The sequence below is a fragment of the Streptomyces sp. NPDC002156 genome, from assembly GCF_053593675.1.
In genome coordinates, this window is the sequence record NZ_JBSFDA010000093.1 from 1 (window position 1) to 23,520 (window position 23,520).

22 protein-coding genes and 1 pseudogene are annotated in these 23,520 nt (G+C 69.6%); 13 read left to right on the forward strand and 10 right to left on the reverse strand.

Features of this window, described 5'->3' with window-relative positions; translation table 11 throughout:
* Positions 1-102 precede the first annotated feature (102 nt).
* The 7 genes from ACWCRB_RS30915 to ACWCRB_RS30945 form a co-directional block, all read right to left on the reverse strand.
* Positions 103-615: a DinB family protein gene (locus ACWCRB_RS30915; RefSeq protein WP_450999181.1), complete on the reverse strand. Its 513-nt coding sequence runs from the start codon at positions 613-615 to the stop codon at positions 103-105.
* Between the two features lie 62 nt (positions 616-677).
* Complete coding sequence (locus ACWCRB_RS30920) at positions 678-1,685, reverse strand: ABC transporter ATP-binding protein (RefSeq protein ID WP_450999182.1); 1,008 nt, start codon at positions 1,683-1,685, stop codon at positions 678-680.
* Between the two features lie 50 nt (positions 1,686-1,735).
* Positions 1,736-2,731: an ABC transporter ATP-binding protein gene (locus tag ACWCRB_RS30925; protein WP_450999183.1), complete on the reverse strand. Its 996-nt coding sequence runs from the start codon at positions 2,729-2,731 to the stop codon at positions 1,736-1,738.
* Positions 2,728-3,657 carry an ABC transporter permease gene (locus tag ACWCRB_RS30930; protein WP_450999184.1) on the reverse strand — a complete coding sequence of 310 codons (930 nt, stop codon included), beginning with the start codon at positions 3,655-3,657 and terminating at the stop codon, positions 2,728-2,730. The genes ACWCRB_RS30925 and ACWCRB_RS30930 overlap by 4 nt, the downstream gene beginning before the upstream one ends.
* A complete protein-coding gene (locus tag ACWCRB_RS30935) occupies positions 3,654-4,718 on the reverse strand; it encodes an ABC transporter permease (RefSeq protein WP_450999185.1) in 1,065 nt (354 codons plus the stop codon). The genes ACWCRB_RS30930 and ACWCRB_RS30935 overlap by 4 nt, the downstream gene beginning before the upstream one ends.
* Positions 4,719-4,721: 3 nt before the next feature.
* A complete protein-coding gene (locus ACWCRB_RS30940) occupies positions 4,722-6,575 on the reverse strand; it encodes an ABC transporter substrate-binding protein (protein ID WP_450999186.1) in 1,854 nt (617 codons plus the stop codon).
* A 272-nt stretch (positions 6,576-6,847) separates the two neighbouring features.
* Positions 6,848-7,387 (reverse strand): hypothetical protein, encoded by a 540-nt coding sequence (locus ACWCRB_RS30945; RefSeq protein ID WP_450999187.1) that lies wholly within the window; start codon positions 7,385-7,387, stop codon positions 6,848-6,850.
* A gap of 481 nt (positions 7,388-7,868) precedes the next feature.
* Between ACWCRB_RS30945 and ACWCRB_RS30950 the strand changes: the two genes are divergently transcribed.
* The 12 genes from ACWCRB_RS30950 to ACWCRB_RS31005 all read left to right on the forward strand — a co-directional run bounded on the left by ACWCRB_RS30950 (position 7,869) and on the right by ACWCRB_RS31005 (position 20,424).
* Positions 7,869-8,159, forward strand: a complete 291-nt coding sequence (locus ACWCRB_RS30950; protein ID WP_450999188.1) for a helix-turn-helix domain-containing protein — start codon at positions 7,869-7,871, stop codon at positions 8,157-8,159.
* Positions 8,160-8,420: 261 nt separating this feature from the next.
* Entirely contained in the window at positions 8,421-9,482 is a 1,062-nt protein-coding gene (locus ACWCRB_RS30955) for an ABC transporter ATP-binding protein (RefSeq protein WP_450999189.1), read from the forward strand.
* Between the two features lie 13 nt (positions 9,483-9,495).
* Entirely contained in the window at positions 9,496-10,593 is a 1,098-nt protein-coding gene (locus tag ACWCRB_RS30960; RefSeq protein WP_450999190.1) for an ABC transporter ATP-binding protein, read from the forward strand.
* Positions 10,594-10,702: 109 nt separating this feature from the next.
* Complete coding sequence (locus ACWCRB_RS30965; RefSeq protein WP_235475065.1) at positions 10,703-10,876, forward strand: hypothetical protein; 174 nt, start codon at positions 10,703-10,705, stop codon at positions 10,874-10,876.
* A 75-nt stretch (positions 10,877-10,951) separates the two neighbouring features.
* Positions 10,952-11,470 (forward strand): MauE/DoxX family redox-associated membrane protein, encoded by a 519-nt coding sequence (locus ACWCRB_RS30970; protein WP_450999191.1) that lies wholly within the window; start codon positions 10,952-10,954, stop codon positions 11,468-11,470.
* Between the two features lie 14 nt (positions 11,471-11,484).
* The gene (locus tag ACWCRB_RS30975) at positions 11,485-12,060 is read left to right on the forward strand and encodes a TlpA family protein disulfide reductase (RefSeq protein WP_450999192.1); all 576 of its coding nucleotides are present in this window, start codon (positions 11,485-11,487) and stop codon (positions 12,058-12,060) included.
* Positions 12,061-12,066: 6 nt separating this feature from the next.
* On the forward strand, positions 12,067-13,977 hold the full coding sequence (locus ACWCRB_RS30980; protein WP_450999193.1) for an ABC transporter ATP-binding protein: 1,911 nt from the start codon (positions 12,067-12,069) through the stop codon (positions 13,975-13,977).
* Positions 13,974-14,429 (forward strand): S26 family signal peptidase, encoded by a 456-nt coding sequence (locus ACWCRB_RS30985; protein ID WP_450999194.1) that lies wholly within the window; start codon positions 13,974-13,976, stop codon positions 14,427-14,429. Before ACWCRB_RS30980 ends, ACWCRB_RS30985 begins: the two co-directional genes overlap by 4 nt.
* A gap of 80 nt (positions 14,430-14,509) precedes the next feature.
* Complete coding sequence (locus tag ACWCRB_RS30990) at positions 14,510-14,653, forward strand: hypothetical protein (protein ID WP_450999195.1); 144 nt, start codon at positions 14,510-14,512, stop codon at positions 14,651-14,653.
* Between the two features lie 61 nt (positions 14,654-14,714).
* Positions 14,715-15,788, forward strand: a complete 1,074-nt coding sequence (locus tag ACWCRB_RS30995) for a HesA/MoeB/ThiF family protein (protein ID WP_450999196.1) — start codon at positions 14,715-14,717, stop codon at positions 15,786-15,788.
* Positions 15,785-16,993 carry a hypothetical protein gene (locus tag ACWCRB_RS31000; protein ID WP_450999197.1) on the forward strand — a complete coding sequence of 403 codons (1,209 nt, stop codon included), beginning with the start codon at positions 15,785-15,787 and terminating at the stop codon, positions 16,991-16,993. The genes ACWCRB_RS30995 and ACWCRB_RS31000 overlap by 4 nt, the downstream gene beginning before the upstream one ends.
* Before the next feature lie 80 nt (positions 16,994-17,073).
* Positions 17,074-20,424, forward strand: a complete 3,351-nt coding sequence (locus ACWCRB_RS31005) for a BTAD domain-containing putative transcriptional regulator (protein WP_450999198.1) — start codon at positions 17,074-17,076, stop codon at positions 20,422-20,424.
* On the opposite strand, the gene ACWCRB_RS31010 is transcribed toward ACWCRB_RS31005, so the two are convergent.
* Complete coding sequence (locus ACWCRB_RS31010; RefSeq protein WP_450999199.1) at positions 20,419-21,213, reverse strand: AfsR/SARP family transcriptional regulator; 795 nt, start codon at positions 21,211-21,213, stop codon at positions 20,419-20,421. The genes ACWCRB_RS31005 and ACWCRB_RS31010 overlap by 6 nt on opposite strands.
* Positions 21,214-21,451: 238 nt before the next feature.
* Here ACWCRB_RS31010 and ACWCRB_RS31015 point away from each other — a divergent pair, with 238 nt between their 5' ends.
* The gene (locus ACWCRB_RS31015) at positions 21,452-21,829 is read left to right on the forward strand and encodes a VOC family protein (RefSeq protein WP_450999213.1); all 378 of its coding nucleotides are present in this window, start codon (positions 21,452-21,454) and stop codon (positions 21,827-21,829) included.
* An 18-nt stretch (positions 21,830-21,847) separates the two neighbouring features.
* Here the strand turns inward: ACWCRB_RS31015 and ACWCRB_RS31020 are convergent.
* Positions 21,848-22,417 (reverse strand): annotated as a pseudogene (locus ACWCRB_RS31020) (Uma2 family endonuclease); the annotation flags it as partial.
* A 30-nt stretch (positions 22,418-22,447) separates the two neighbouring features.
* Positions 22,448-23,509 carry an ABC transporter ATP-binding protein gene (locus tag ACWCRB_RS31025; protein ID WP_450999214.1) on the reverse strand — a complete coding sequence of 354 codons (1,062 nt, stop codon included), beginning with the start codon at positions 23,507-23,509 and terminating at the stop codon, positions 22,448-22,450.
* Positions 23,510-23,520: the final 11 nt, after the last annotated feature.

A 23,520-nucleotide genomic window follows, 5' to 3' on the forward strand; every position in this document is an offset into this window, starting at 1 on the left:
GGAACAGCGCTCCGCTTCAGCCTATCCGAAAGGCACTGCGCGTGATGACTGAATCGACATCGACGTACCCGACTCCGGTCCTCTCCGTCTCCCGGTCCTCCGTCAGTCTCCCGTCACCCCGTCGGCCAGTTCACGGACGATGTCGAGGTGGCCGTTGTGGCGGGCGGTCTCCTCGATCAGGTGAAGGATCACCCAGCGGAGGTTCACCCGGCGTCCGTCGCGGACGGGCTTCTTGGCCTCGTCGTCGAGGCCGTGGGTCGCGACCAACTCCCGGTAACGGGCGCTCTGTTCCTCGTACTCGGCGAGGAGCTGGGCGAGCGGGGTCCGCACGGCCAGCCGCATCTCCGGGTCAGGGTCGTCGTCCGTGGCGTCGGCGAGCGGGCCCACCAGCTCCTCGCCCAGGAACACCACCTGGAACCACCAGAACTCCACCCACCGCAGATGGCTGATCAGCCCGCACAGGGTCATCAGCGGCGATCCCGGCAGCGGCGCCTTGACCGCGTCCTCGGGGGAAACGCCCTCGCACTTGGCGCGGGCGGTGTCACGTACGTAGTCGAGGAAAGTCGACAGCTGAGTGCGCTCGTCCCACGCGGGAGGCGTGTCGGTTCGTGTCATCGCCGGTGAGCATCGCGGATCGGCGGTCGGATGTCGAACGAATAAGCCGCGTTCCGGAGACGTCAGCCGGCGACCCTCGCCCGTGCCCAATGGCACGCCACCCGTTCCCCGCTGCCGCCGTCCAGCACCTCCAGATCCTGGCTCCGGCACGCGTCCGCGACGCCCGCGCGTTCCGCCTCCCCGTTCGCCAGGATCTGGCAACGGGCGTGGAAGCGGCAGCCGGTGGGGATGCGGGAGGGGTCGGGGGGTTCGCCGGTGAGCACCACCGGGTCGCCCGGCGCCTCCGGAAGGACCGACAGGAGGGCCTGGGTGTACGGGTGCTGAGGCGCCGAGAGGACCTGTTCGACGTCCCCCGTCTCCACGATCCGGCCCAGGTACATCACCGCGACCCGGTCGGCGATGTTCCACGCCAGCCCCAGATCGTGGGTCACCACCAGGGCGGACAGGCCCAGTTCGGCCCGCAGGCGCAGCAGCAGGGCCAGGATCTCGCCGCGCACGGAGGCGTCCAGGGAGGCCACCGGCTCGTCGGCGACGATGAGTTCGGGTTCCAGGACCAGGGCGCCGGCGATGACCACACGTTGACGCTGGCCGCCGGACAGCTCGTGCGGGTAGCTCAGGAAGAACCGCTCGGGTGGTCGCAGGCCCGCCCGGGAGAGGGCCTCCGTGACCGCGGCCCGCTCGTCCCCGGCGTACCCGTGGATGCGCAGTCCCTCGGCCACCGCGTCGTACACCGTGTGCCGGGGGTTCAGCGATCCGGACGGGTCCTGGAGCACCAGCTGGACGTGGCTGCGGTAGGCCTTCAGGGCCCGTGAGGAGTACTCCAGGGGCTTGCCGCCGAAGCTGACGTGTCCGGCGGTCGGCGGGACCAGCCCGAGCAGCGCACGGGCCAGCGTCGTCTTGCCACAGCCCGACTCGCCGACCAGCGCCACGATCTCCCCGGCCCGGATGTCGAGCTCGACCCCGTCCACGGCCCGCGCGGGCGCGGCCCCGTGCCGCCCGGGGAAGGTGACGTGGAGGCCCTGGGCACTGAGGAGGGGGGCGGCCTGCACGGCCGTAGGTGCGGTGGTCATGTGGCACTCCTAAGCGGGCCTGGCGATGTCGACTTCGGGACTGCACCCACCTAGGGGCGCGGGGAACTGCGCGACCAGCCCCCACCGGCCCGCGGTGAACGATCTACATGTACACAGGCCGCCCGCCGCTCCCGCCCCGCATCCCGAAGCGCCTGGTCCTCGCTACCGCACACGTCCAGCGCCACCGCGCACCGCGGATGAAACGCGCACCCGGCAGGCAGCCGAGACGGGTCGGGCGGGTCCCCGGCAAGCCCCCGCGGGGCAAACCGTGACGCCGGGTCCCCGATACGCGGGAACGCCGCCGACAGAGCCCCGGCATACGGGTGCAGCGCATCCTCGTACACCTGCCGTGCAGGCCCCTCCTCGATCACGCGGCCCGCGTACATCACCGCGAGCCGGTCGCAGGTGTCGGCGAGTACGGCCAGATCGTGGCTGATCATGACGAGGCTCAGGTTCTGATCGGTGACCAGCTGTTCGATGAGCCGCAGGATCTGCGCCTGGATCATCACGTCCAGGGCGGTGGTCGGTTCGTCGGCGATGACCAGCAGTGGGTCGCAGGCCAGCGCCATGGCGATCATGACGCGCTGGCGCTGGCCGCCGGAGAGTTCGTGCGGATACGCCGAAGCCCGCGCCGCCGGCAGACCCACCTGCTCCAGCAGTTCGCCGGCTCTCCTCCGCGCGGCGGCCGCGGTTGCCCTGCGGTGCAGCAGGATCGGCTCCGCGATCTGGTCGCCCACGCGGTGAACGGCGTTGAGCGAGTGCATCGCCCCCTGGAAGACGATCGAGGCGCCCGCCCAGCGGACCGCCCGTACCCGCCCCCACCGCATCGTCAGGATGTCCTCACCGTCCAGCAGGATCTCCCCGCCGATCCGGGTCCCGGTCGGCAGCAGCCTGAGCAGCGCGAGCGCCAGCGTCGACTTTCCGCAGCCCGACTCGCCCGCGATGCCGAGTTTCTGGCCGGCCGCCAGCGACAGGTCCACACCGCGCACGGCGGCCGCCCCGCCCGCGTAGGTCACATTGAGGTCCCGGACCTCCAACAGCGTCAACGGGCCACCCCCAGCCTGGGGTTGAGAACGGATTCCACCGCGCGTCCGCACAGTGTGAACGCCAGGGCGACCACGGCGATCGCGATGCCCGGCGGCACCAGGTACCACCAGTCGCCGGCGCTGACCGCGCCCGCCTCACGTGCCTCCTGGAGCAGGCCGCCCCAGGACACGACCGTCGGATCGCCGAGCCCGAGGAACGCGAGGGTCGCCTCGGCGAGGATGGAGGAGGAGATGATCAGGGTGGCCTGTGCCAGCACCAGTGGCATCACGTTGGGCAGCACATGCCGGGCGATGACGTGCCAGTGCCCGCCGCCGAGGGCCTTCGCGCGTTCGATGTACGGCCGCGACTCGACCGCCAGGGTCTGTGCCCGCACCAGCCGGGCCGTGGTCGGCCAGGACGTCACGCCGATCGCCAGCACGACCGTGCCGAGCGAGCGGGACATGACGGTGGCCAGCGCGATGGCGAGCACCAGCGTCGGCATCACCAGGAACCAGTCGGTGACCCGCATCATCACGGTGGCGTACATCCCGCGGAAGTGCCCGGCCGTGACCCCCACCAGGGCGCCGATACCCACCGAGAGCAGGGCCGCGAGCAGCCCGACGAGCAGGGAGACCCGCGCGCCCCAGACGAGCAGGCCCAGCAGATCGCGCCCGAACCGGTCGGTGCCCAGCGGGAATTCACCGCTCGGGCTCTCCATGGGCTGTCCTGGCGCGCCCGTCACGCTCGCGACGTCCGAGCCGACCGTCAACGGTGCGGTCAGCGCGACCAGTGCGAAGAGGGCGAGCAGGGCCAGGCCCAGGAGGCCGGCGCGGTGGCCGCGGTACCGCTTCCAGAACCGGACGACGGAGGCGCGGCGCCGCTGCCGGGCGAGCTGCCGGGGACCGGCCGGGACCCGGGCCGTCGGGGGAGTCGCTTCGGTGGTCATCGGCCCACCCTGGGATCGAGGAGCGGATAGAGCAGGTCGGCCAGCGTGTTCATCACGATCACCGCTGCGGCGAAGACGAAGAACAGTCCCTGGACCAGCGGGAGATCGGGCACGCTCAGCGCCTGGTAGAAGAGCCCGCCCAGGCCCGGCCAGGAGAAGACGGTCTCGACGAGGATCACTCCCGCGACGGTCCGGCCGAGGTTGACGAAGATCAGTGTCATGGTCGGCAGCATGGCGTTCGGCACGGCGTGCCGACGCCTGACCAGGTCGTCCCTGAGCCCCTTGGCGCGGGCGGTCGTCAGATAGTCGCTGCCCATCTCGTCGAGCAGAGCCGAGCGTGTGACCAGCAGGGTCTGTCCGTACTCGACCGCGACCAGGGTCACCACCGGCAGGACGAGATGGTGGGCGACATCGAGGACGTACGCGAAGCCGGTCTCACCGCCCGACTCCATGCCGCCGGTCGGGAAGAGACCGGGGATCGGGCCGACGCCCACCGAGAAGACGATGATGAGCAGCAGTCCGAGCCAGAACGACGGAATCGAGTAGAGAACGAGCGCCAGACCGGTGTTGAGCCGGTCGCCCGGTCCGCCGTTGCGCCAGGCCGCGCGGGTGCCGAGGTAGACGCCGAGCACGGTGTACAGGACGAACGCGGTGCCGGTGAGCACCAGTGTGTTCGGCAGCGCTTCGGTGATCTTGTCGATGACGGGCGCCCGGAACTGGTACGACGTGCCGAGGTCGCCGGTGAGAGCCTTGCCGCAGTAGTCCGTGAACTGCTGCCACAGCGGCAGGTCCAGGCCGAACTCCCGTCGGTAGGCGGCCAGTTGCTCGGCCGATACCTGGCGGCCGCCCGTCATGGTCTTGACCGGGTCGCCGGGGATCAGTCGGAAGAGGAAGAAGCTGGTGACGAGGACGGCGAGCAGGGAGACGGCGGCGCCGCCCAGCTTGCCTGCCCCGTATCGCAGATAGGCGGACCGGTTGCGGCGCGGACCGCGGTCCGACGGGGCGGCGAGGGCGGCCCCGTCGGACTCCGCGACCGACGCGGATGCTGCGTCAGCGGTCATCGGTTATTCGCGGTCCTCTGCACTGGCCCGGCGGCGCATCACGAAGAACACCACGGCGCCGACGACGACCGCGAGACCTCCGACCGTGCCCGCGACGACCCCCGTCGAGCTGGAGTCGTCGGACGAGCTGTCGGCGGCTGCGGGCACCGCCGACCACCAGCTCCAGTAGCCGTCCTGACCGTAGATGTTGCCCGCTTTCGCCGGCATGGTGGTGATCGACTTGATCTGGTCCGTGCGGTAGGCCTCGACCGCGTTCGGGTACGCCATGACGTTCATGTACCCGAGGTCGTACAGCCGCGACTCCATCTGCTTGACGATGTTCGCCCGTTCGGCCGGGTCGTACTCGGCGAGCTGGCGCGCGTACAGGTCGTCGTACTTCTTGTCGCAGACGAAGTTGTCGGTGGCGCCCACGTCCTTGGGTGTTGCGGGCAGGGCCCCGCAGGTGTGGATCGACAGGACGAAGTCCGGGTCAGGGTTGACGGACCAGCCGTCGAAGGCGAGGTCGTAGGTGCCCGCGAGCCAGGGGTCGCTCACGTTGTCCAGGCAGTCGAGCTTCACCCCGATGCCGAGGTCGCCCCACCACTCCTGGAGGTACTGGCCGACGGCCTTGTCGTTGGGGTCGGTGGCGTGGCAAAGGATGCGATAGGTGATCGGCTTGCCGTCCTTGCCGACCCGCTTGCCGTCGCCGTTCTTCTTGTAGCCGGCCTGGTCGAGGAGTTGGGCCGCCTTCGTGGGGTCGTAGGCGAGTTTCTGGCTTGCCGACGGTTTCCAGAAGTACGTCGAGAAGCGCGGCGGGATGTAGCCCTCGCCCTCGACCGCGTGGCCCTGGAACACCCTGTCGATGAGGGTCGTACGGTCGACGGCCATGAACAGCGCGTGCCGCACCCGCTCGTCGAGGAGCGAGGGGTCCCCGTCACCGAACTTCTCGCCGTTCGCGGCCCGCGCGCCGGGGTTGGTGGCGAGGGCGTAGAAACGACGGCCGGGCGCCTCGTTGACGTGGATGTTCTTCACGCCCTTGAGGGACTCGGCCTGAGCGGGTGTCAGGGCCGGGGCCCCGGCGACGAAGGAGACCTCGCCCTTGCGCAGGGCGGCTACGGCGGCGTCCTGGTCCTTGTAGTACCGGAAGACCAGTTCGTCGAACTTCGGGGCGCCGCGCCAGAAGTTCTTGTTCGCCTTGAGCCGGACGTAGCTGTCCGCCTTGTAGTCGGTGAGGACGAACGGCCCGTTGCCGACGATGGGGAAGCTCTTGTCGTTGTTGAACTCCGAGAAGTCCCCGACCTTCTCCCAGATGTGCTTGGGCACGATCGGCACATCGAGGGCGGCCATCGTGGCCTGCGGCTTCTTCAGTTTGATGACGAGCTGTGTCGGGCTCGGAGCCGTCACCTTCTCGAAGTTGCCGACGTAGCTGCCGTTCGAGGTGGCGGCACCCTCGTCGGTCATCATCTTGTTGAACGTCCACGCCGCGTCCTCGGCGGTGGCCTGCTGCCCGTCCGACCACTTGGAGTCGGAGCGGATCGTGTACGTCCAGGTGAGTTTGTCGGCGGACGGTGTCCACTTGGTGGCGAGCCCCGGGATCGGGTGGGCGTCCTTGGGGTCGTAGTTGGTCAGGAACTCGTACATCAGCCGGTGGATGCTGGTGCTGACCAGCCGGGACGCGAGGAACGGGCTCAGCGAGTCGACGCTCTGGGCGACGGCGACGGTGAGGACCTTCTTGCTCTCCGCCGCCGACGCCTGCTGGGGCGCGAGGCCGAGCGGAGTCGAGACAGCGGCCGAGAGCGCCAGGGCGGCGGCTAAGAGCCGGAGCGTACGGCTCTTCAGGCTCTGGTTCCGTCTGCTGCGCCGGTCTTGAGCATTCATAGAACGTGGCCTCGTGTCATCGCTCGCACAGGGACGTCTGGAGGTACCGGGCCCCACCCGACCGGGTGGGGCCAAGTGGGTTGATCAGGTATCTATCAGTGGCGGTCTGTGCCCGTCAACGGTGCCTTACCGTGTGTGGCCTGCGGAAATGCCACGTTGACGCGCGAGTTGGACAGCTATTGGTCGAGACCGGTGAAGCGTCCCTGGTGGGGGCCTGACGGCCCCCACCGGAGTGTGGTCCGCCGGGAATCCGACGGACCACACTCATGGGGCTACTTCCACTCCAGGCCCCAGACGTTGCTGTTCTTCTTCACCGGCGCGACCATCCACTTGGTCCACACGGTCTTCTCGACGTACTTGCACTGGGCGTTGTAGCGGTACGTGTACTTGCGGACCTTGAACTTCTTGGACTCGTGGAACATCGTCATGCGGACCTTGGTCTTGCCCGCCTTGTTCTTGGCCGGGATCGAGTACTCCCAACTGCTGGACTTCGACCAGGATCCGCCGACGGTCACGCTGAACGACGTGCTCGCCTTGGCGAAGATGACCCCGGCCTCGGCCTCGACGCCCGCGGTGCCGCTGGCGTTCACCTCGGCGGTCGAGGTCGCGTTGTACGTGAGGTTGCCACCGAGGTGGTCGTACATCCAGTCGCTGTGGAGGTTCGTCGACTTCTGCACCGTCGACTTGTTCGTGATCTTGTAGCCCTTGCCGGGGCTCGGAGCGCACGCCGCCGAGGCGGGCGCGGCGACTCCGCCCACCATGCCGCCCGCGACAATGGCGGTGGTGACGACGCTGCTTGCGAGTTTCCTCACGGATGGTGCCCTTCGGGTGAGTAAGCCGGTCTGCGACTTCTGTCGAACTAGCTGTGATGGCTCTGTGTGGCTCTGGGGCCGACGGCGCGGTCATGATCGTTGCCGTGGAGTGAAGTACTCACCAGAACCCCCGTCAGCAGCAAACGAGACATGGTGCGCCGGAGATACGTGTCTGTCTTGACCGTCGTGATCGCTAAAGGGCAAAGCGTGCAAACGGGAACTCGTGCTGGAGTCGGGCGACTTGGTTCGTGGCCTCTGGGTGGATTGCCGCTATCGCTCGATGTACATAAAGTGATCATCATCTCTCTGCGGGGCTCATGCGCTTTGCGACATGAAAGACGCACTCAAGGCCTTCTCGAGTGCGGGACCGACTACCGCAGATGGTTCATCTTCTGATGGCTGGGATGCCTCACGGGTTCTCTCGGGCGCGCGAGGTGTGACGGTCGTTCAGTACACGGGGAGAGTGGCGAAAATGCATGTTGTGGCAGATCGCAGACGCGGCGGCAGCTGCGACGAAGTCGCGAGCGAATGGCTCGGCAGGCCCTTCGGGGCGGCCGTGCGTGCCAGGCGGCTGGAAATGGGGCTGACGCAGGAGCGGGTCGCGGCGCAGGCCGGTATGAGTCAGGGGGCGCTGTCGCGTCTGGAGCGCGGCAGGGGAGTGCCGACCCTGCCGCTCCTGGAGCGGCTGGCGGCGGCCATGTCGTCGAACCTGCTGATCTCGCTGTCGCCGCACGGCGATGTCCGCGTGGTCTTCAGGCCGCCTGTGCGGTGATCGATTTGCTGATGTGAGTGATTCTCGATGCCGGCCACCACTCGGTGGCCGGCATCGGGCGTGAGTACCGCAACAGGGTTGCCGGAGACGCCTTTTGGTTTGTCGAGCCTTGCATTCGGAATCGATGCCAGTGCGACGGGCCGACGGCTGCGGTGGTGGCGGACCGGCCCCTCCTCGGTCCGGTTTCGAACGTTCTTACCGACGTCGTGTATGCCTACATCGACCCCGTAGGTCCGGCTCTCCCAGGAAGAACGAACCACCGTGACCACACTGACCAAGCCCGAGGGCGCACCGGCCCCGACCGGTCCGGACAGCTTCCTCTCGGTCCGCGATCTCAAGGTGCAGTTCTCCACCGAGGACGGCATCGTCAAAGCGGTCGACGGGCTCTCCTTCGACGTCGAGCGCGGCAAGACCCTGGGCATCGTGGGCGAGTCCGGATCGGGCAAGTCCGTCACGAACCTGACGATCCTCGGTCTGCACGACCCGAGGAGCACCACCGTCGACGGCGAGATCGTCCTCGACGGCAAGGAACTAGTCACCGCCACGGAGAAGGAGCTGGAGCAGCTCCGCGGCAACAAGATGGCGATGATCTTCCAGGACCCGCTGACCGCGCTCTCCCCGTACTACACGGTGGGCCGCCAGCTGTCCGAGCCGTTCATGAAGCACACCGGCGCCTCCAAGAAGGAGGCGAAGGTCAGGGCCGTACAGATGCTGGAGAAGGTCGGCATCCCGCAGCCCAGGACGCGCTTCGACGACTACCCCCACCAGTTCTCCGGCGGTATGCGCCAGCGCGCGATGATCGCCATGGCGCTGATGTGCGACCCCGACCTGCTGATCGCCGACGAGCCCACCACCGCGCTGGATGTGACGGTGCAGGCGCAGATCCTGGACCTGCTCAAGGACCTCCAGCAGGAGTTCGGCTCCGCGATCATCTTCATCACGCACGACCTCGGCGTCATCTCGAACATGGCCGACGACCTGCTGGTGATGTACGCCGGCCGGGCCGTGGAGCGCGGCACGGTCAAGGAGGTCCTGCGCACGCCGCAGCACCCGTACGCCTGGGGCCTGCTCAGCTCCATGCCCCGCCTGGACGGTGACATCGACGAGGCGCTGACGCCGATCCCCGGCTCGCCGCCCTCGCTGCTCAACCCGCCCTCGGGCTGCCCCTTCCACCCGCGCTGCGCCTTCACCGGCGAGGTCTCGGGCAGCCTCTGTACCGACGTACGGCCGTCGCTGGCGGACGGGCGCGCCTCCGCGTGCCATCTGTCGGCGGAGCAGAAGCAGACCATCTTCATCGACAAGATCCAGCCCCGGCTGCGCTAGGGAGCACCGCGACATGAGCGACAACCTCACCCTCCCCGCACAGCAGGGTTCCACCGGTACGTCGACCGAGGAACTGCTCAAGGTCGAGGGCCTCACGAAGCACTTTCCGATCCACGGCGGCTTCCCGGTCAAACGGAAAGTCGGCGCCGTGCAGGCGGTCGACGGCATCGATCTGACCATCGGGGTCGCCGAGAGCGTCGGCATGGTGGGCGAGTCCGGCTGCGGCAAGTCGACCGCGGGCCGGCTCATCACCCGGCTCCTGGAGCCGACCGGCGGCAGGATCACGTACTCGGGCCAGGACATCACGCACGCCTCGCGCAAGCAGCTGGCGCCGGTCCGCTCCGAGATCCAGATGATCTTCCAGGACCCGTACAGCTCCCTGAACCCGCGCCAGACCGTCGGTACGATCATCAAGTCGCCGATGGAGGTCAACGGGATCGAGCCGACGGGCGGCCGGGAGAAGAAGGTCCGCGAGCTCCTGGAGCTGGTCGGTCTCAACCCCGAGCACTACAACCGCTTCCCGCACGAGTTCTCCGGCGGTCAGCGTCAGCGCATCGGGGTGGCCCGCGCGCTCGCCCTGCAGCCGAAGCTGATCGTGGCGGACGAGCCGGTCTCCGCGCTCGACGTGTCCATCCAGGCCCAGGTGGTGAACCTCCTCAAGAAGGTCCAGGAGGAGATGGGCATCGCGTTCCTGTTCATCGCCCACGACCTGGCGATCGTCCGGCACTTCTCGCAGCGCGTCGCGGTGATGTACCTCGGCAAGATCGTCGAGGTCGGCGACCGGGACTCGATCTACAACCGCCCGCGTCACCCGTACACGCATGCTCTCCTCTCCGCCGTCCCCGAGGTGGCGATGGACGACGAGACGGAGGCCCGCGAGCGCATCCGCCTCGCCGGTGACGTCCCGTCGCCGATCCACCCGCCGTCCGGCTGCCGCTTCCGCACCCGCTGCTGGAAGGCGCAGGACAAGTGCGCGAGCGAGGAGCCTCCGCTGGTCCAGATCTCCGGCAACCGCGAGAACCACCTGACGGCCTGCCACTTCCCGGAGGACCCGACGACGGAGGCCCGCGACGAGGACGTGGTCCTGGACCCGGCGCTGAAAGGGCACTGAAAGCCCGGAGAAAGTTCCCTCGGAGAGGCTTGGGCAACAAGGTCGGAAGCCCCCGGGACCCCCTGGGACCTGGGGCATCCGACAGGAATGCCAGACGAGGAGAACCTTGATGTCCAAGATGCTGCGTGGTGTGGCCGGCCGTGTCGCCGGCAAGCTGCTCCCCCAGACGACCGCGGCGGCCGGCTGTGCGGCCGACTGCTACTACGACAACAGGGTCTCCGGGGGACAGATCTACAAGCTCCACTGCTGCTACCTGCCCAACTGCACGCTGCGCTGCGTCTGACCGACGGTGGCCGCCGTGCCGGTCTCACGCACGGCGGCCCTCCCGCGTACCGATCCGTACGTCAATCGGGGACCCATGCAAGCGGTAGCAGCGTTCGGGCAACTGTGCCTGGTCACGGTGTTCATCTGGTCCGGCGTGCAGAAGGCCAGGGATCTGCGCGCCTTCCGGCGGCATCTGACGGCGACGGTTCCGAGGCTCGGCAGGTTTTCCGGCGCCTTGGCCGCAGCGGTTCCGGCGGTCGAATGGAGCGCTGCCGGACTCCTGTTGCTGCGCCCGTCGGAATGGGCGGGATACTTCGTGGCCGCTGTTCTTCTCGGCGTCTTCACGCTGTATCTGATCGGCCTGCTGCGGTCGAATCCGGCCGCGTCCTGCGGTTGTGCCGGCGCGGACGACACTCCCGTGTCGGGAGCGCACGTCGTACGCAACCTGCTCCTGTTGGTCATCTGCGCCCTCACCTGGTGGGCGGCAGCACGTTCGGCGGGCCCCGGCCTGTCCGAGTACGCCGTGGTCGTGGCTCCCGCGGCCGTCTTCGGCGTGACCCTGCTTCATCTGGGGGAGCTGGCCTCCCTCTTCCGCACCACACCTGTGACCTGAGAAATGGAGTGCGCATGGGGATCGTGCTTTCCGTCCTCGCCCTGTTGACGGCTTCAGCGGCGTGCGGTCTTTCCGTGGCCGTTGCTCTTCGGGTGAAGAAACTCCTCGATCCGCTCACCGAGCAAGGCCTGTTGAGCAACCGTCGGGGGAGTGCCCCCGAAGTGGGCACCGTGATTCCGCCGAGTTCAGCGCTCGTCGACGTGACCGGCGAGGAAGTGCGTCTGCCCGGCGCCGGTTCGGGGCCGTGGGTGCTCGCGTTCCAGTCCGTCGGCTGTACGGGCTGCAAGATGCAGATGCCCGCCTACAAGTCGTTCCTGCGGGCGTCGGGCATCAGCCGCGACCGGGTGTTCTCGATCGTCGTCGGTGACGCCGACGGGCTCCCGTACTACCAGGACGAACTCGGCCAGTTGGGCCATGTAGTCCATGGCGTCGACGGCGCGTCCGGGATCGTGGAGAGCCTCGGCGTCTCCGTCTTCCCGACCTACGTCCTGGTGGACGGAGACGGAAGGGTGGTGGTCTCCACACAGAGTTCGGCGGCGCTCCCGAACGACGCGGCGCCGCTCCGCCAGCCGGATCTCGTGGGCGGCTGAGGTGCCATGCCCATAGAGAAGTCCGGCGTGTCGGGACAGGCGCCGAACCCCGCCCGTACAGGGGTCGGGCGGGGACCCGGGCCGAAGCGCCTGGCGGCGGCTCTGGCCCTCGGATTCGAGGCCGCGCCGGCGGCACTGCTCGTCTACGCCGCGCTCGATCTGGTCGGCGGTGTCCTCCCGGTGGCCCTCGGCTGGCTCACCAAGATCGCCCTCGACCACCTCACCGCCCATGCGCAGGCGAGCACGCTGGCCGCGCTGGCCGTCGGACTCGCCGCCGTAGGAGTCGTGCAGGCCGTGCTTCCCCATCTCTCCGCCTACCTCCAGGCGGAGCTGGGGCGGAGGACCGGAACTCTCGCGCAGAACAGGCTGTTCTCCGCCGTGGGCAGGTTCGTGGGGCTGGGCCCCTTCGAGGACCCGGAGTTCCTCGACACGCTGCGGATGGCGAAGCAGTCCGGGCGCAACACGCCCGGTGCCGTGGTGAGCGGGACACTCGGAGTGGCCCGGGCCGGCATCACCATCACGGGTTTCCTGGCATCGCTGGTCGCCCTGGCCCCGCTGATGGCCGTGTTCGTCCTCGTCTTCGCCCTTCCCGTGCTGGCCGCGGAGATCGTTCTCTCCCGTCGCCGGGCGGAGATGCTCTGGAGCATCAGCCCCGGGGAACGACGCGAACTGTTCTTCGACCAGCTGCTCTCGGACGTCAACGCGGCAAAGGAAGTACGGCTGTTCGGCTCGGGGGGCTTCCTGCTCGGGCGGATGCAGCGGGAGCGGCTGACGACGGACGCCTCCCGGCGCCGCATCGACCGCCGTGAGCTGTCCACCCAGTCGGGCCTGGCACTGCTCGCCGCACTGGTGTCCGGGGCCGGTCTGGTGTGGGCCCTGCAGAGCGCGCGGTCGGGCGCGCTGACGCTGGGGGACATCGCCATCTTCATCGCCGCCGTCGCGGGAGTACAGGCGGCGGTGGCGCAGCTCGCCGACAGCACCGCCCGCGCCCACCAGGCACTGACCTTGTTCGGGCACTACCAGGAGGTGACCATGGCAGGACCCGACCTCGAACGCCGTGCGGATCCGCGCCCGTTGCCGCCCCTGGAGCACCACATCGAACTGCGGGACGTCTGGTTCCGGTACGCCGAGGACCAGCCGTGGATCATCCGGGGCGTGGACCTCGTGATCCCACGAGGCCGGAGCCTGGCCCTGGTCGGCCTGAACGGCGCCGGGAAGTCCACTCTGGTCAAACTGCTCTGCCGGTTCTACGACCCGACCCACGGCGCCATCCTCTGGGACGGCGTCGACATCCGGGACGTGGCCCCCGAGGAACTGCGCTCCCGGATGAGCGCGGTGTTCCAGGACTTCATGCACTACGACCTGACCGCCCGGGAGAACATCGCCCTCGGCGATCCGGACACGCTGGACGATCCCGCCCGGGTGACCGAGGCGGCCCGGCGGGCCGGTGTCCACGAGACGATCACCGGCTTCCCCCTCGGCTACGACACCCTCGTCACGCGGACCTTCTTCCCCGGCACGGACGAGGACGACGCGACGACAGGTGTCCTGCTCTCCGGCGGCCAGATGCAACGGCTGGCGCTGGCCCGCGCCCTGGTGCGCGAGCGGCGGGACTTCCTGATCCTGGACGAACCCACCTCGGGCCTCGACGCGGAGGCCGAGTACCAACTGCACGCCGAAGTGGACGACTTCCACCGGGGCGGCACCCGGCTGCTGATCTCCCACCGGCTCGGATCCGTACGGGACGCGGACCGGATCGTCGTCCTGGCGCAGGGCCGGATCGTCGAGCAGGGCGACCACTCCGCCCTGCTGGCCCGGGACGGCGCGTACGCCCGGCTGTTCACCCTTCAGGCCGCCGGATACGTGGGATACAGCGAGCGGCCGGAGCTGCCCTCGGCCCAGGAGGCGGCACGGTGATCCGGCTCGGGCTGGTCGCGGTCGCCGCGTGCGTTGCCGCCGCCGGTGCTGCCTGGCACCTGCGCCGACGGCTGGTGTCGGTCACCGTGGTCGGCCACAGCATGCTGCCCGCCTACCGCCCTGGTGACCACGTGGTGGTGCGGCGCGGGGTCGTGCCGCCGCCCGGCGGGGTGGTCGTCGTCGAACAGCCCGACACCCGCACCCGGAGCTGGCCCGTTCCGCCGGCCGGACTGGGCAGCCGACGGCAACCGGTCGCCGGCCGGCAGTGGCTCGTCAAGCGGGTCGCGGCCGGACCCGGCGGGCGCTGGACCACCCCCGCGGGCGTCGCCGAGCGCGTACCGCCGGGCCATGTGCTGCTGCTCGGTGACAACGCGGACGTCAGCTTCGACTCGCGCCAGATGGGGCCGTTCCCCGTGGACCGGGTCCTCGGAGCGGTCTGGCTGCGCCTTTGACCTCCGTCGGACAGCGTGAGCCGGCTCGGCCCGCGCACCGCCGGGAGAGGAAAACGCACCACCAACGAGGAGGAGAAGTCATGCAGGAGAACAACACGCAGGTCGCGCGGAGCACGGACCGGATCGAGACGGTCCGGCCCGAGACGGTCCAGCAGCCCGAGGCCATCGAGATCCGGCTGCTCGACAAGATCGAGACCATCCAGAGCAAGGCGGTCTCCAGGTAGCACACGTCCTGTCGGCGGGGGTGACCCCGCCGACAGGCACATCCTTCGAGGAGCATCGGTCTTGAGACGTCCACGTGTGAAACCCGAACACACCCCCCACCGGTTCGACGACGGAACCATCCGTATCGGCGGCGAGATCTACGGAATCGCGGCGGAGATCACTGACCCCCATGGCTGGGTCTGGGCCGCCCTGACCAAGCTGGACGGCACCACCTCGCCCGAGGTCGTCGAGAAGGAACTGGCCGCCGAACACCCGCGACTGGGCCCCGAAGGCGCCGCGAAACTGCTCCGGGACCTCCTGAACTCCGGCTACGTCGAGGACGCGGCCGTCGGCCCGCCGACCGGCCTCACCGATGCCGAGATCGAGCGGTACAGCCGCAACCACGCCTACTTCCGGCGGGTGGACCTGAGACCGGGCAGCGACCCGTGGGAGGCGCAGTGGCGGCTCAAGTTCGCGAGGGTGGCCGTCCTGGGCGTCGGCGGTACGGGCAGTCACGCGGCGTGGGCGCTGGCCGCCGCCGGTGTCGGCAGCCTCCACCTCGTCGACCCGGACTCCGTCGAGCTGTCCAACCTGACCCGCCAGGCGCTGTACGGCGAGGCCGACCTGGGGCGCCCCAAGGCGGAGGTCGCCGCCGAGCGCCTCGCGGGGGTCAACTCCACCGGAACGTTCACCCATGACGTCCGGATGGTCGACACGGAGGAGGGGCTGAGGGAACTCGTCTCGGGGTGCGACGCCTTCGCCCTCTGCGCGGACGAACCCCGCAACGACCTCATCGCCAAGATGACCAGCCGGGTCTGTGCCGCGCTCGGCGTTCCCTGGGTGAGCGCCGGATACAACGGCCCCCTGGTCACCGTCGGCGTCTACGGTCCGCAGGGCCCCTGCTTCGAATGCGTCGGAGCGGGCGAGGAGGCGAAGCTGAGGCCGGGCTGGCATCCCGACCTCGGGGGAGCGGGCGTACTGGCCCCCGCCGCCGGGATCTCCGGACAGCTGATCGCCCACGAGGTCATCGCGCTGCTCACCGGGACCAACCGGTCGGCGCCCGGGTTCGTGCGGGGCCTCAACCTGATCGCCCCCGACCAGCTGGTCGACGTAAGGCATCCCGCGCGGCCCGACTGCCGGCTGTGCAACCCGTGACCGACGATCGCGGCGTCCGGGTGGGGCTGCACGCACTGGAGGTCCGGCCGGACCGGGGTGAGTGGATCGTGGGGCGGCAGGGCCACGACCAGGTCGTCGCCCTGCCCGGGATCGGACTGGCCGCCCTACGGCTCCTCGCCGAGGGCCGTACGGTCGAGGAGGCCAGGCGCAGCCTGCGCACGGACACCGGACGTGACCTGGACGTCGGCGCGTTCGTGGAGCGGCTCAGCGGAGCCGGACTGGTGGCGTCCATCGGCGACCGGCGCATCGACTCCGAGCCGTCGGCCGTCTCGTTTCCCCGGCTGCGGCCGACCCATGTCCGCTGGGCCATGAGCCCGGTCCTGCACGGGCTTCTCCTGGCGGTCCCCGTGGTCGCCCTCCTGGCGGCTCTGTGGGATCCGGGTGCCCTGCCGTCCTGGGGCGACCTGCTGTGGACCGAGTACGGCACGTTCAACCTGCTCGCGCAGGGCGCGGTGGCCGTGTGCCTCATAGCCCTGCACGAGATGACACACCTGGTCACGGCCCGTGCCGCCGGTGTGCCCGGACGGATCCGGCTCGGGACACGACTGCAGTTCCTGGTCGCGCAGACGGAGGTGTCGGGCATCTGGCTCAAGGGCCGCAGGGAGCGCCTCACGGTCTATCTCTCCGGGATCGCCCTCGACGCGGCGATCTGGGGAGCCTGCGTCCTGGCCCGGTTCCTGGGCGGGGACTTCGCGCTCCTGCCCGTCATCGCGATGACCCTGGTGGCCGCGTTCGCCAACCAGTGCCTCGTGTTCATGCGGACGGACCTCTACTTCGTCATCCAGGACCTCACGGGCTGCCGCAACCTCTACGCGGACACCGGCCGCTATCTGCGCCACCTCGCGGCGCGGATGTGCGGACGGCGCCACCAGGATCCCCTGAGTTCCCTGCGCACCGCCGAGCGGCGCTTCCTCAAGGCCTACGCCCTGGGCGCCGTGGCGGGCACGGTCGCCTGTGTGTTCATCGGCATCCGGCTCCTCACCGAGGTCACCCTGCCCCTGTTCACCCGCTCGCTCGACCAGCTCGTGCACGGCGCCGACCCGTGGGGCCGACTGGACGCCGTGGTGACGGTCCTCGTACTGGCCGGACTCCAGGGAACCTGGGCCTGCCTGTGGTGGCGTCGCCACTCGGGCCGACTGCGGCGGGCGTGGCACGCGGGAGGGCGTCGCCTTCGACGGCACTGAGAACGGGAACGGGAACTCTTCGTTCCGCTGTCGGGAAAACCCTCATTGCCTCCCCGTCAGCGGTGGTCTACGTTCTGTGAATGTTCAACCCAGCGCCTCGGTTTCGTCTGCTCGGTCCCCTGGAGGCCGAGGTCGACAGGCGCCGTGTGGTCCTCACCGGACGCCAACGCGCCCTCTGCGCCGTGCTGTTGCTCAACGCCGACCATGTCGTGTCCGTCGACCGGCTGACCCAGGGTGTGTGGGGTGCACACCGGCCCAGTGCGCCCGAGGCACGCGTCCGGGCGCTGGTCGCCGAGGTACGCCGGGCCTTCGGTCCCGTGGGAAGCGGCCTGCTGGTCACCCAGCCGCCGGGCTACGCGCTGCGGGTGGCCCCCTCCGAGGTCGATGCGCACGTCTTCGAGCAGCGGCTCAAGGACGCGGCCCGGTCGGCGGCCCACGGAGACTGGGCGGAGGCCCACCGCTGTCACGACGAGGCCCTCGCCCTCTGGCGCGGCGAACCCCTGCCGGACCTGCCCGCGCTGGAGGCGGAGCGCCGACGCCTGACCGAGTTGTACATCGCGGCCCAGGAAGGCAGGTCCGAGGCCGACATGGAACTCGGCCGCCACCGTACGGCCGTCGCCGAACTGGTCCGTCTCACGTCGGAGCACCCCCTGCGTGAGCGCCCGCACGCGTTGCTGATGCGCGCCCTGCAACGGGACGGACGTACCGCCGACGCCCTGGCCGTCCACGCCGGTTTCCGGCGGCGCCTGGTCGACGAACTCGGGGTCGAGCCCTCGGACGAACTCGGCGCCCTGCAACAGAGCCTGCTACGCGGTGACGTCGGCCACGCGAACGCACCGGTGTCCCGGCCGGGCGCCCCCGTGGAGACCAGGCCGGTTCCCCGGCAACTGCCCCGCGAACCCCGTCGCTTCGTCGGCCGGGGTTCGCATCTGCGTCTGCTCGACGCCTGTCGACGCCAGGCCGAGGCACTCGCCCTGATCGTGGGGCCCGCCGGGGTGGGCAAGACCGCGCTGGCCCTGCACTGGGCGCACCGGATCGCGGGCGAGTTCCCCGACGGCCAGCTCTTCCTCGACATGCGGGGCTTCGACGACGCCGAACCGATGACCCCTCAGGAGGCGCTCCCCCTTCTCCTCCAGGGGCTGGGATGCGCGTCCCGGGACATTCCGCTCGGCTGGGAGGCACAGGCGGCGCTGTACCGCACGGTGCTGGCCGAGCGCCGGATCCTGGTCGTCCTCGACGACGTGGCGGACGCGTCGTACGTCCGGGACCTGCTCCCCGCCTCCAGCGGTTCGCTGACGTTGGTGACCAGCCGGCACAAACTCAACGGCCTGGTCACCATGGACGGGGCCTACCGGGTGTCCTGCGACGTACTCGACAGCGGGGAGGCCCTGGAGCTGATCAGCGCCGCGGTCGGGCCCGACGCCGTCGCGGCCGACCCGGAGTCCGCGGCCCGGCTGGTGGAACTCTGTGACCGGCTGCCGCTCGCACTCTGCGTCGCCAGCTCCTGGATCGGCGACCGGCCGGGCAGCATCAGGGACTACGTACGGGACCTCGCCGAACGGGGACGCCTCGCGCGGTTGCACGTGGAGGGTGAGGAGAGCGTGGCGGTCCGGGCCGCGCTCGACCTGTCGTACGAAGGACTGTCGGCCGAAGCGAGGAGGGCGTTCCGCCTGCTCGGGCTGGTGGCGGGAACCGGGCGCTCCTCCGCCGCTGCCGCGGCCGGCGCCGGGATCGACGAACCGGGCATGTCCGACCTGCTGCGTCTGGCGCAACGTGTGCACCTGCTGCGGGACGCCGGGGGCGGACGCTCGGCCTGGCACGACCTGGTGCACGAGTACGCCAGGGACCGCGCGGTCGCGGAGGACGACGAGTCCGAGCGGGGGTCCGCCGTCGAACGCATCCTGGACCACTATCTGCAGAGCGTCGTCAACGTGGCTCGTGTGTGCGGCCTCTACGTTCCGCGCGAGTGCCCCCCTCCCGTCGAGTCGTCGACACCGAGGGGATTCGGTACGTCGGAGGAGGCCTACGCCTGGTTCGAGTCCGAGTGGGAGGACATCGCCGCCGCCATCGGGCACGCGGCGGAACATGGCCCCGCACGTTTCGCCTGGCAGCTCGTGGACGCCCTGCTGGATCTGTTCCACCACCGGCGCCCGATGTCGGACTGGATCCGGCTGGCCGCCGTCGCCCGTGAGGCCGCCGAGCGGAGCGGCAGCCTCCAAGGCCAGGCCGCCATGCACCTCTCCACCGGGAACGCACTCTGGCGGAACGGCGACCTGAGGGGAGCCCTGACCGAGTACGAGAAGGCGGAAGCCCTGGCCTGCCGTGCCGGGTGGCTGTTCGGCGAGGCCGCCGGCCTCCAGGGCAGGGGAGTCACCCTCAAACTCCTCGGCAAGCCCCAGGAAGTGCCACCGCTCTACCGCCGGTGCCTCGACATCTACCGGCAGATCGGCGTGACGAAGAGCGCGGAGATCATGCTCATCAACATGGCCTCCCTCTACCACTCCTTGGGGCGTCTCGCCGAGGCCGAGGACGCGGTCACCGAGGCCCTGTCGCAGCTCGGTGGGGACGGACGCCACACCCACTCGATGGCCCTGGTCAACCTCGCGCTGATCCTCCAGGAACAGGCCAGGTTCCCCGAGGCGACGACGACACTGCGCAAGTGCCTCCTCGTCTCCCGTGACTCCGGCTCGGTCTACGGCGAGGCCGTGGCCCTGGAAACTCTCGGCCGGGTGTTCGACGACGCCGGTGACAGCGCCTGCGCGATCCGTGCGTACGAGGACGCCCTCGCCCTGTCCCGGCAGGTGGGCAACCGCAACTGCGAGGTGGACTCGCTGGTCGGCCTGGCCCAGGTGAAGGTGCGTACTGGCCGGCCGGACGAGGCCGCCGGGCATCTCGACGACGCCCGTGACATCGCCGAACAGACGGGCCACAGGACAGGACTGGTCGAGGTGCTCCGCGCGAACGCCACGGTGTGCTGTGCGCGCGGGGAGTACGAGAACGCGATCACGCATCTGGCGCATGCCGCGCAACTGGCCGTCGAAGGTGCCCCCCTGGCACTGCCGCGCATTCACACGCTCACCGCCCTGGTCCTGCTGGAGACCGGCGCGGTGGCCGATGCCCTGCGGGCGGCGGAGGAGGCCGTGGACCGGGCCCGTGAGTCGGGCCAACGACTCGCCCTCGCACGGGCGTTGACGGCCAGGGCAGCCGCCCGGGACGACGACGCCGACGCGGACGAGGCCCACACCCTGTTCGAGGCGATGAGCGTCCCGGACGGCCACTACCGGACGGCCGCTCCCTGGCTGCCGGAACCGCGCCCGCAGCGGCGACGACGGCCGTTCCAGGAGCTGCCCTCCGACGCGGGGGCCCGCTTCGAACGGTACGAGGTCACCCACTTCGACGATGTCGCCGCGGGCGACCAAGCCGTCTCATGAGCGGATGAGGTCCAGCACCCCACGATCGGGCCGCAGGCTTTCACTCCGGCACAGGATGTGCTCGTGCACGCTCCGGAGCTCGGGGCCCGGCTCGTCACCGAGCAGCTCGACCATGTGCGCCCGGGTCACCTGGAAGCACCTCAGCGCCTCCTCCTGCCGTCCGCTGCGATACAGGGCGAGCATGAGCAGACCGACGACCCGTTCGTCGAGCGGCTGACGTGCGGCCAGATCGTGGAGCGGCGCGACGTACTCGTCGTACCGCCCCAGCCACAGGCTCAGTTCGGCACCGCTCAGCACCGCGTTCCGGTGCTCGTTACGGAGCATCAGACGTGCCGCGTCCGCCCACGCGGTCCTCATGTTGGACAGGGGCTCACCGCGCCACAGGGCGAGCGCCTCCTCGTAGAACTCCAGGGCGCGTTCTGCTTCGCCCCGCCGCTCGGCGTCCTTGGCATGCCTGACAAGGCGCCGGAACTGCGAGGCGTCGATGACGCCCTCGTCGACCGCCAGGATGTACCCCCCGTACCGCCTGACCAGGTCGAACCCCGGCCCCCCGTCGTCCGTGACGCACCGCAGCGCCTTTCTGACCCGGGTGGCCAAGGTGTACAGCGCGTTGCGCGGGTGCTCCGGCAGCCGCGTCTCCCAGAGGCGCTCGATCACCTCGTCGTCGGCGACGAAGACGTTGGGTGTCCATGCAGTGGCGGCCAGCAGTAGTCCGACCCCGTTGGACATGGAAACCCTGCTCCCGGAAGGAGTGCGCACCTCGATACAGCCGAGCAACTGAATGTTCATGCCGATTCCCCGCTGTTCCCTCGCTTGTGGTCCCTCCAATCTGTGGCCCGGGTGTTCGGAAACCGCATGGATCGCGCATGGGTGCCGACCGGCGGTCCCGGGCTGCCGCCTCCTTCGTACCCCCACCGCCTGTCTGGGATCTTTCAGATCACCAACGGACCCCGTAATTCGTTCGACTTCCGCTGCCGGGTCCGGGACGCTCGCAGGCGGTGTTCCCCCTACGGCCTGGAGGCCTCGGTTGTCTTTCTCCACGATCCACAGCATCACCTTCGACTGCACCAACGACCCCTACGATCTCGGCCTGTTCTGGAGCGAGTTGCTCGGCCGCCCGCTCGCCGACGACGACAAGCCCGGCGACCCGGAGGCGTTGATCGCGGACCCGGCCGGCGGCCCGAGGCTGCTCTTCGTCCGCGTACCGGAGGGCAAGACGGCCAAGAACCGCATCCACCTCGACCTCGCGCCGCACGGCCGCACCCGCGACGAGGAGGTCGAACGCGTGGTCTCCCTCGGGGGCACGGTCGTCGCGGACCACCGTCGACCGGACGGCGGCGGCTGGGTCCTGATGTCCGACCCCGAGGGCAACGAGTTCTGTGTGGAGCGCGGGGAGTTGGGCTGACCCTCGGCTCGGGTCGTTCCCGGCCTTCCCATAACGGCGGAACACCTGTGTCTCCACCGTCCAGGGGCCGACCGGCACCGAGTCGCCGAAGATATAGGGGTCCTTCTGCTGGTAGCGGCCCTTGCACGGGTCGGAGTGCACCTCGATCGTGCCCGTGCGGGGATCGACGATCACGCAGTGGGCGATGCCCATGGCGGGGTACTCGGTCAGCTTCTCGCCGTAGTCGTTGTTCGGGTTGGACGGCGAGACGATCTCGATGACCGCCAGCACCTGGGTCGCGTCGACGGCGAGTCCCTCCTCGTCGAGGACGTCCTCGGGGATGACGACGGCATCGGGGCGGCGCATACGGCTTATGGCCGGGTGTTCGATCTCGGGGCCGTTCGCGCAGATGTAGCCGGGGTGTGTGGTGAGGAGCTGCTCGTCCAGCTGCTTGCGGATACGCCGGACCGTACCCGCGTGACGCTTCGACGGGCTCACCATGGCCAGGAAGGGGCCCGAAGGGCCGATCTCGACGTTCCAGGTCCCTTCGAGCTCCTCGGCACAGGCCATGAGCTTCTCGGCGATCACGCGCATCCTCGCGTAGTCCATACCGGGAGGGTAGCGATCAGGCTCTCCCTGTCATCCTGGGTCCGCGCCCACATAATCGGCGTGGTACTCCACCCGCTGCGCCGCCGTCAGATGGCAGGCCGCGCCATGGGCGGCCGTACGGGGGAGCTGGGGGCGCCGGTTCGCGCAGCGGCCCTCGGGCACCTGTTCCGTGAACGCGCAGCGGGGTGCGAAGCGGCAGCCCGGGGGTGGGTCCAGGAGTGACGGGGGAGTGCCCGGGATCGGGGACAGCGGGATGTCCGCGGGGGCGTTCAGGGTGGGCATCGAGCCCAACAGGCCCCAGGTGTACGGGTGTTGAGGCGTCCTCAGTACCTCGCGCCGGGTGCCGCGTTCCACCGCCCGGCCCGCGTACATCACCAGGATGTCGTCCGCCACACGGGAGATGACGCCCAGGTCGTGCGTGATGAAGACGATCGACGTGCCGAACTCCTGCTGGAGGTCTCCCAGCAGGTCCATGATCTGGGCCTGGACCGTGACGTCCAGGGCGGTCGTCGGTTCGTCGGCGATCAGGAGTTCCGGGTCGCACACCAACGCCATGGCGATCATCACGCGTTGGCGCATCCCGCCGGAGAACTGGTGGGGATAGTCGTCCGCGCGGAGCACCGGCTGGGGTATGCCCACCCGCCGCAGCATCTCCACCGCCCGCGCCCTGGACTCCCGCCTGGACGCGCCCGTGTGCTTCGCGTACGTCTCCGCGATCTGCCTGCCCACCGTGTGGTACGGCGACAGGGACGCCAGCGCGTCCTGGAAGATCATGGCCATCTTGCTGCCCCGGAGCCTCTCCAGCTCCCGTTCCCGCGCCGTCAGCAACTCCTTGCCGTCCAGCACGATCTCCCCGGCCAGCGTCGTACGCGCACGGTCGTGCAGGCCCAGGATCGCGAGGTTCGTCACCGACTTGCCCGAGCCGGACTCGCCGACGATGCCCAGGGTCCGGCCGCGCTCCACGTCGAAGGAGAGCCCGTCGACCGCCCGTACGACACCGTCGTCGGTGGCGAAGTGGACGCGCAGATCCCGTACGGAGAGGAAGGGTTCGCTCGGGGGGCCGGACGCTTCGGACAGCACTAAGGTCACCAGGTCACCAAGTC

Coding starts and splice junctions, on each gene's coding strand:
- ACWCRB_RS30930 (WP_450999184.1), bottom strand. CDS start 3,657: ATGACCACCGAAGCGACTCCCCCGACGGCCCGGGTCCCGGCCGGTCCC.
- ACWCRB_RS30970 (WP_450999191.1), top strand. CDS start 10,952: ATGCAAGCGGTAGCAGCGTTCGGGCAACTGTGCCTGGTCACGGTGTTC.
- ACWCRB_RS31005 (WP_450999198.1), top strand. CDS start 17,074: ATGTTCAACCCAGCGCCTCGGTTTCGTCTGCTCGGTCCCCTGGAGGCC.
- ACWCRB_RS30915 (WP_450999181.1), bottom strand. CDS start 615: ATGACACGAACCGACACGCCTCCCGCGTGGGACGAGCGCACTCAGCTG.
- ACWCRB_RS30935 (WP_450999185.1), bottom strand. CDS start 4,718: ATGACCGCTGACGCAGCATCCGCGTCGGTCGCGGAGTCCGACGGGGCC.
- ACWCRB_RS30975 (WP_450999192.1), top strand. CDS start 11,485: ATGGGGATCGTGCTTTCCGTCCTCGCCCTGTTGACGGCTTCAGCGGCG.
- ACWCRB_RS30990 (WP_450999195.1), top strand. CDS start 14,510: ATGCAGGAGAACAACACGCAGGTCGCGCGGAGCACGGACCGGATCGAG.
- ACWCRB_RS30940 (WP_450999186.1), bottom strand. CDS start 6,575: ATGAATGCTCAAGACCGGCGCAGCAGACGGAACCAGAGCCTGAAGAGC.
- ACWCRB_RS30960 (WP_450999190.1), top strand. CDS start 9,496: ATGAGCGACAACCTCACCCTCCCCGCACAGCAGGGTTCCACCGGTACG.
- ACWCRB_RS31010 (WP_450999199.1), bottom strand. CDS start 21,213: ATGAACATTCAGTTGCTCGGCTGTATCGAGGTGCGCACTCCTTCCGGG.
- ACWCRB_RS30920 (WP_450999182.1), bottom strand. CDS start 1,685: ATGACCACCGCACCTACGGCCGTGCAGGCCGCCCCCCTCCTCAGTGCC.
- ACWCRB_RS30965 (WP_235475065.1), top strand. CDS start 10,703: ATGTCCAAGATGCTGCGTGGTGTGGCCGGCCGTGTCGCCGGCAAGCTG.
- ACWCRB_RS30980 (WP_450999193.1), top strand. CDS start 12,067: ATGCCCATAGAGAAGTCCGGCGTGTCGGGACAGGCGCCGAACCCCGCC.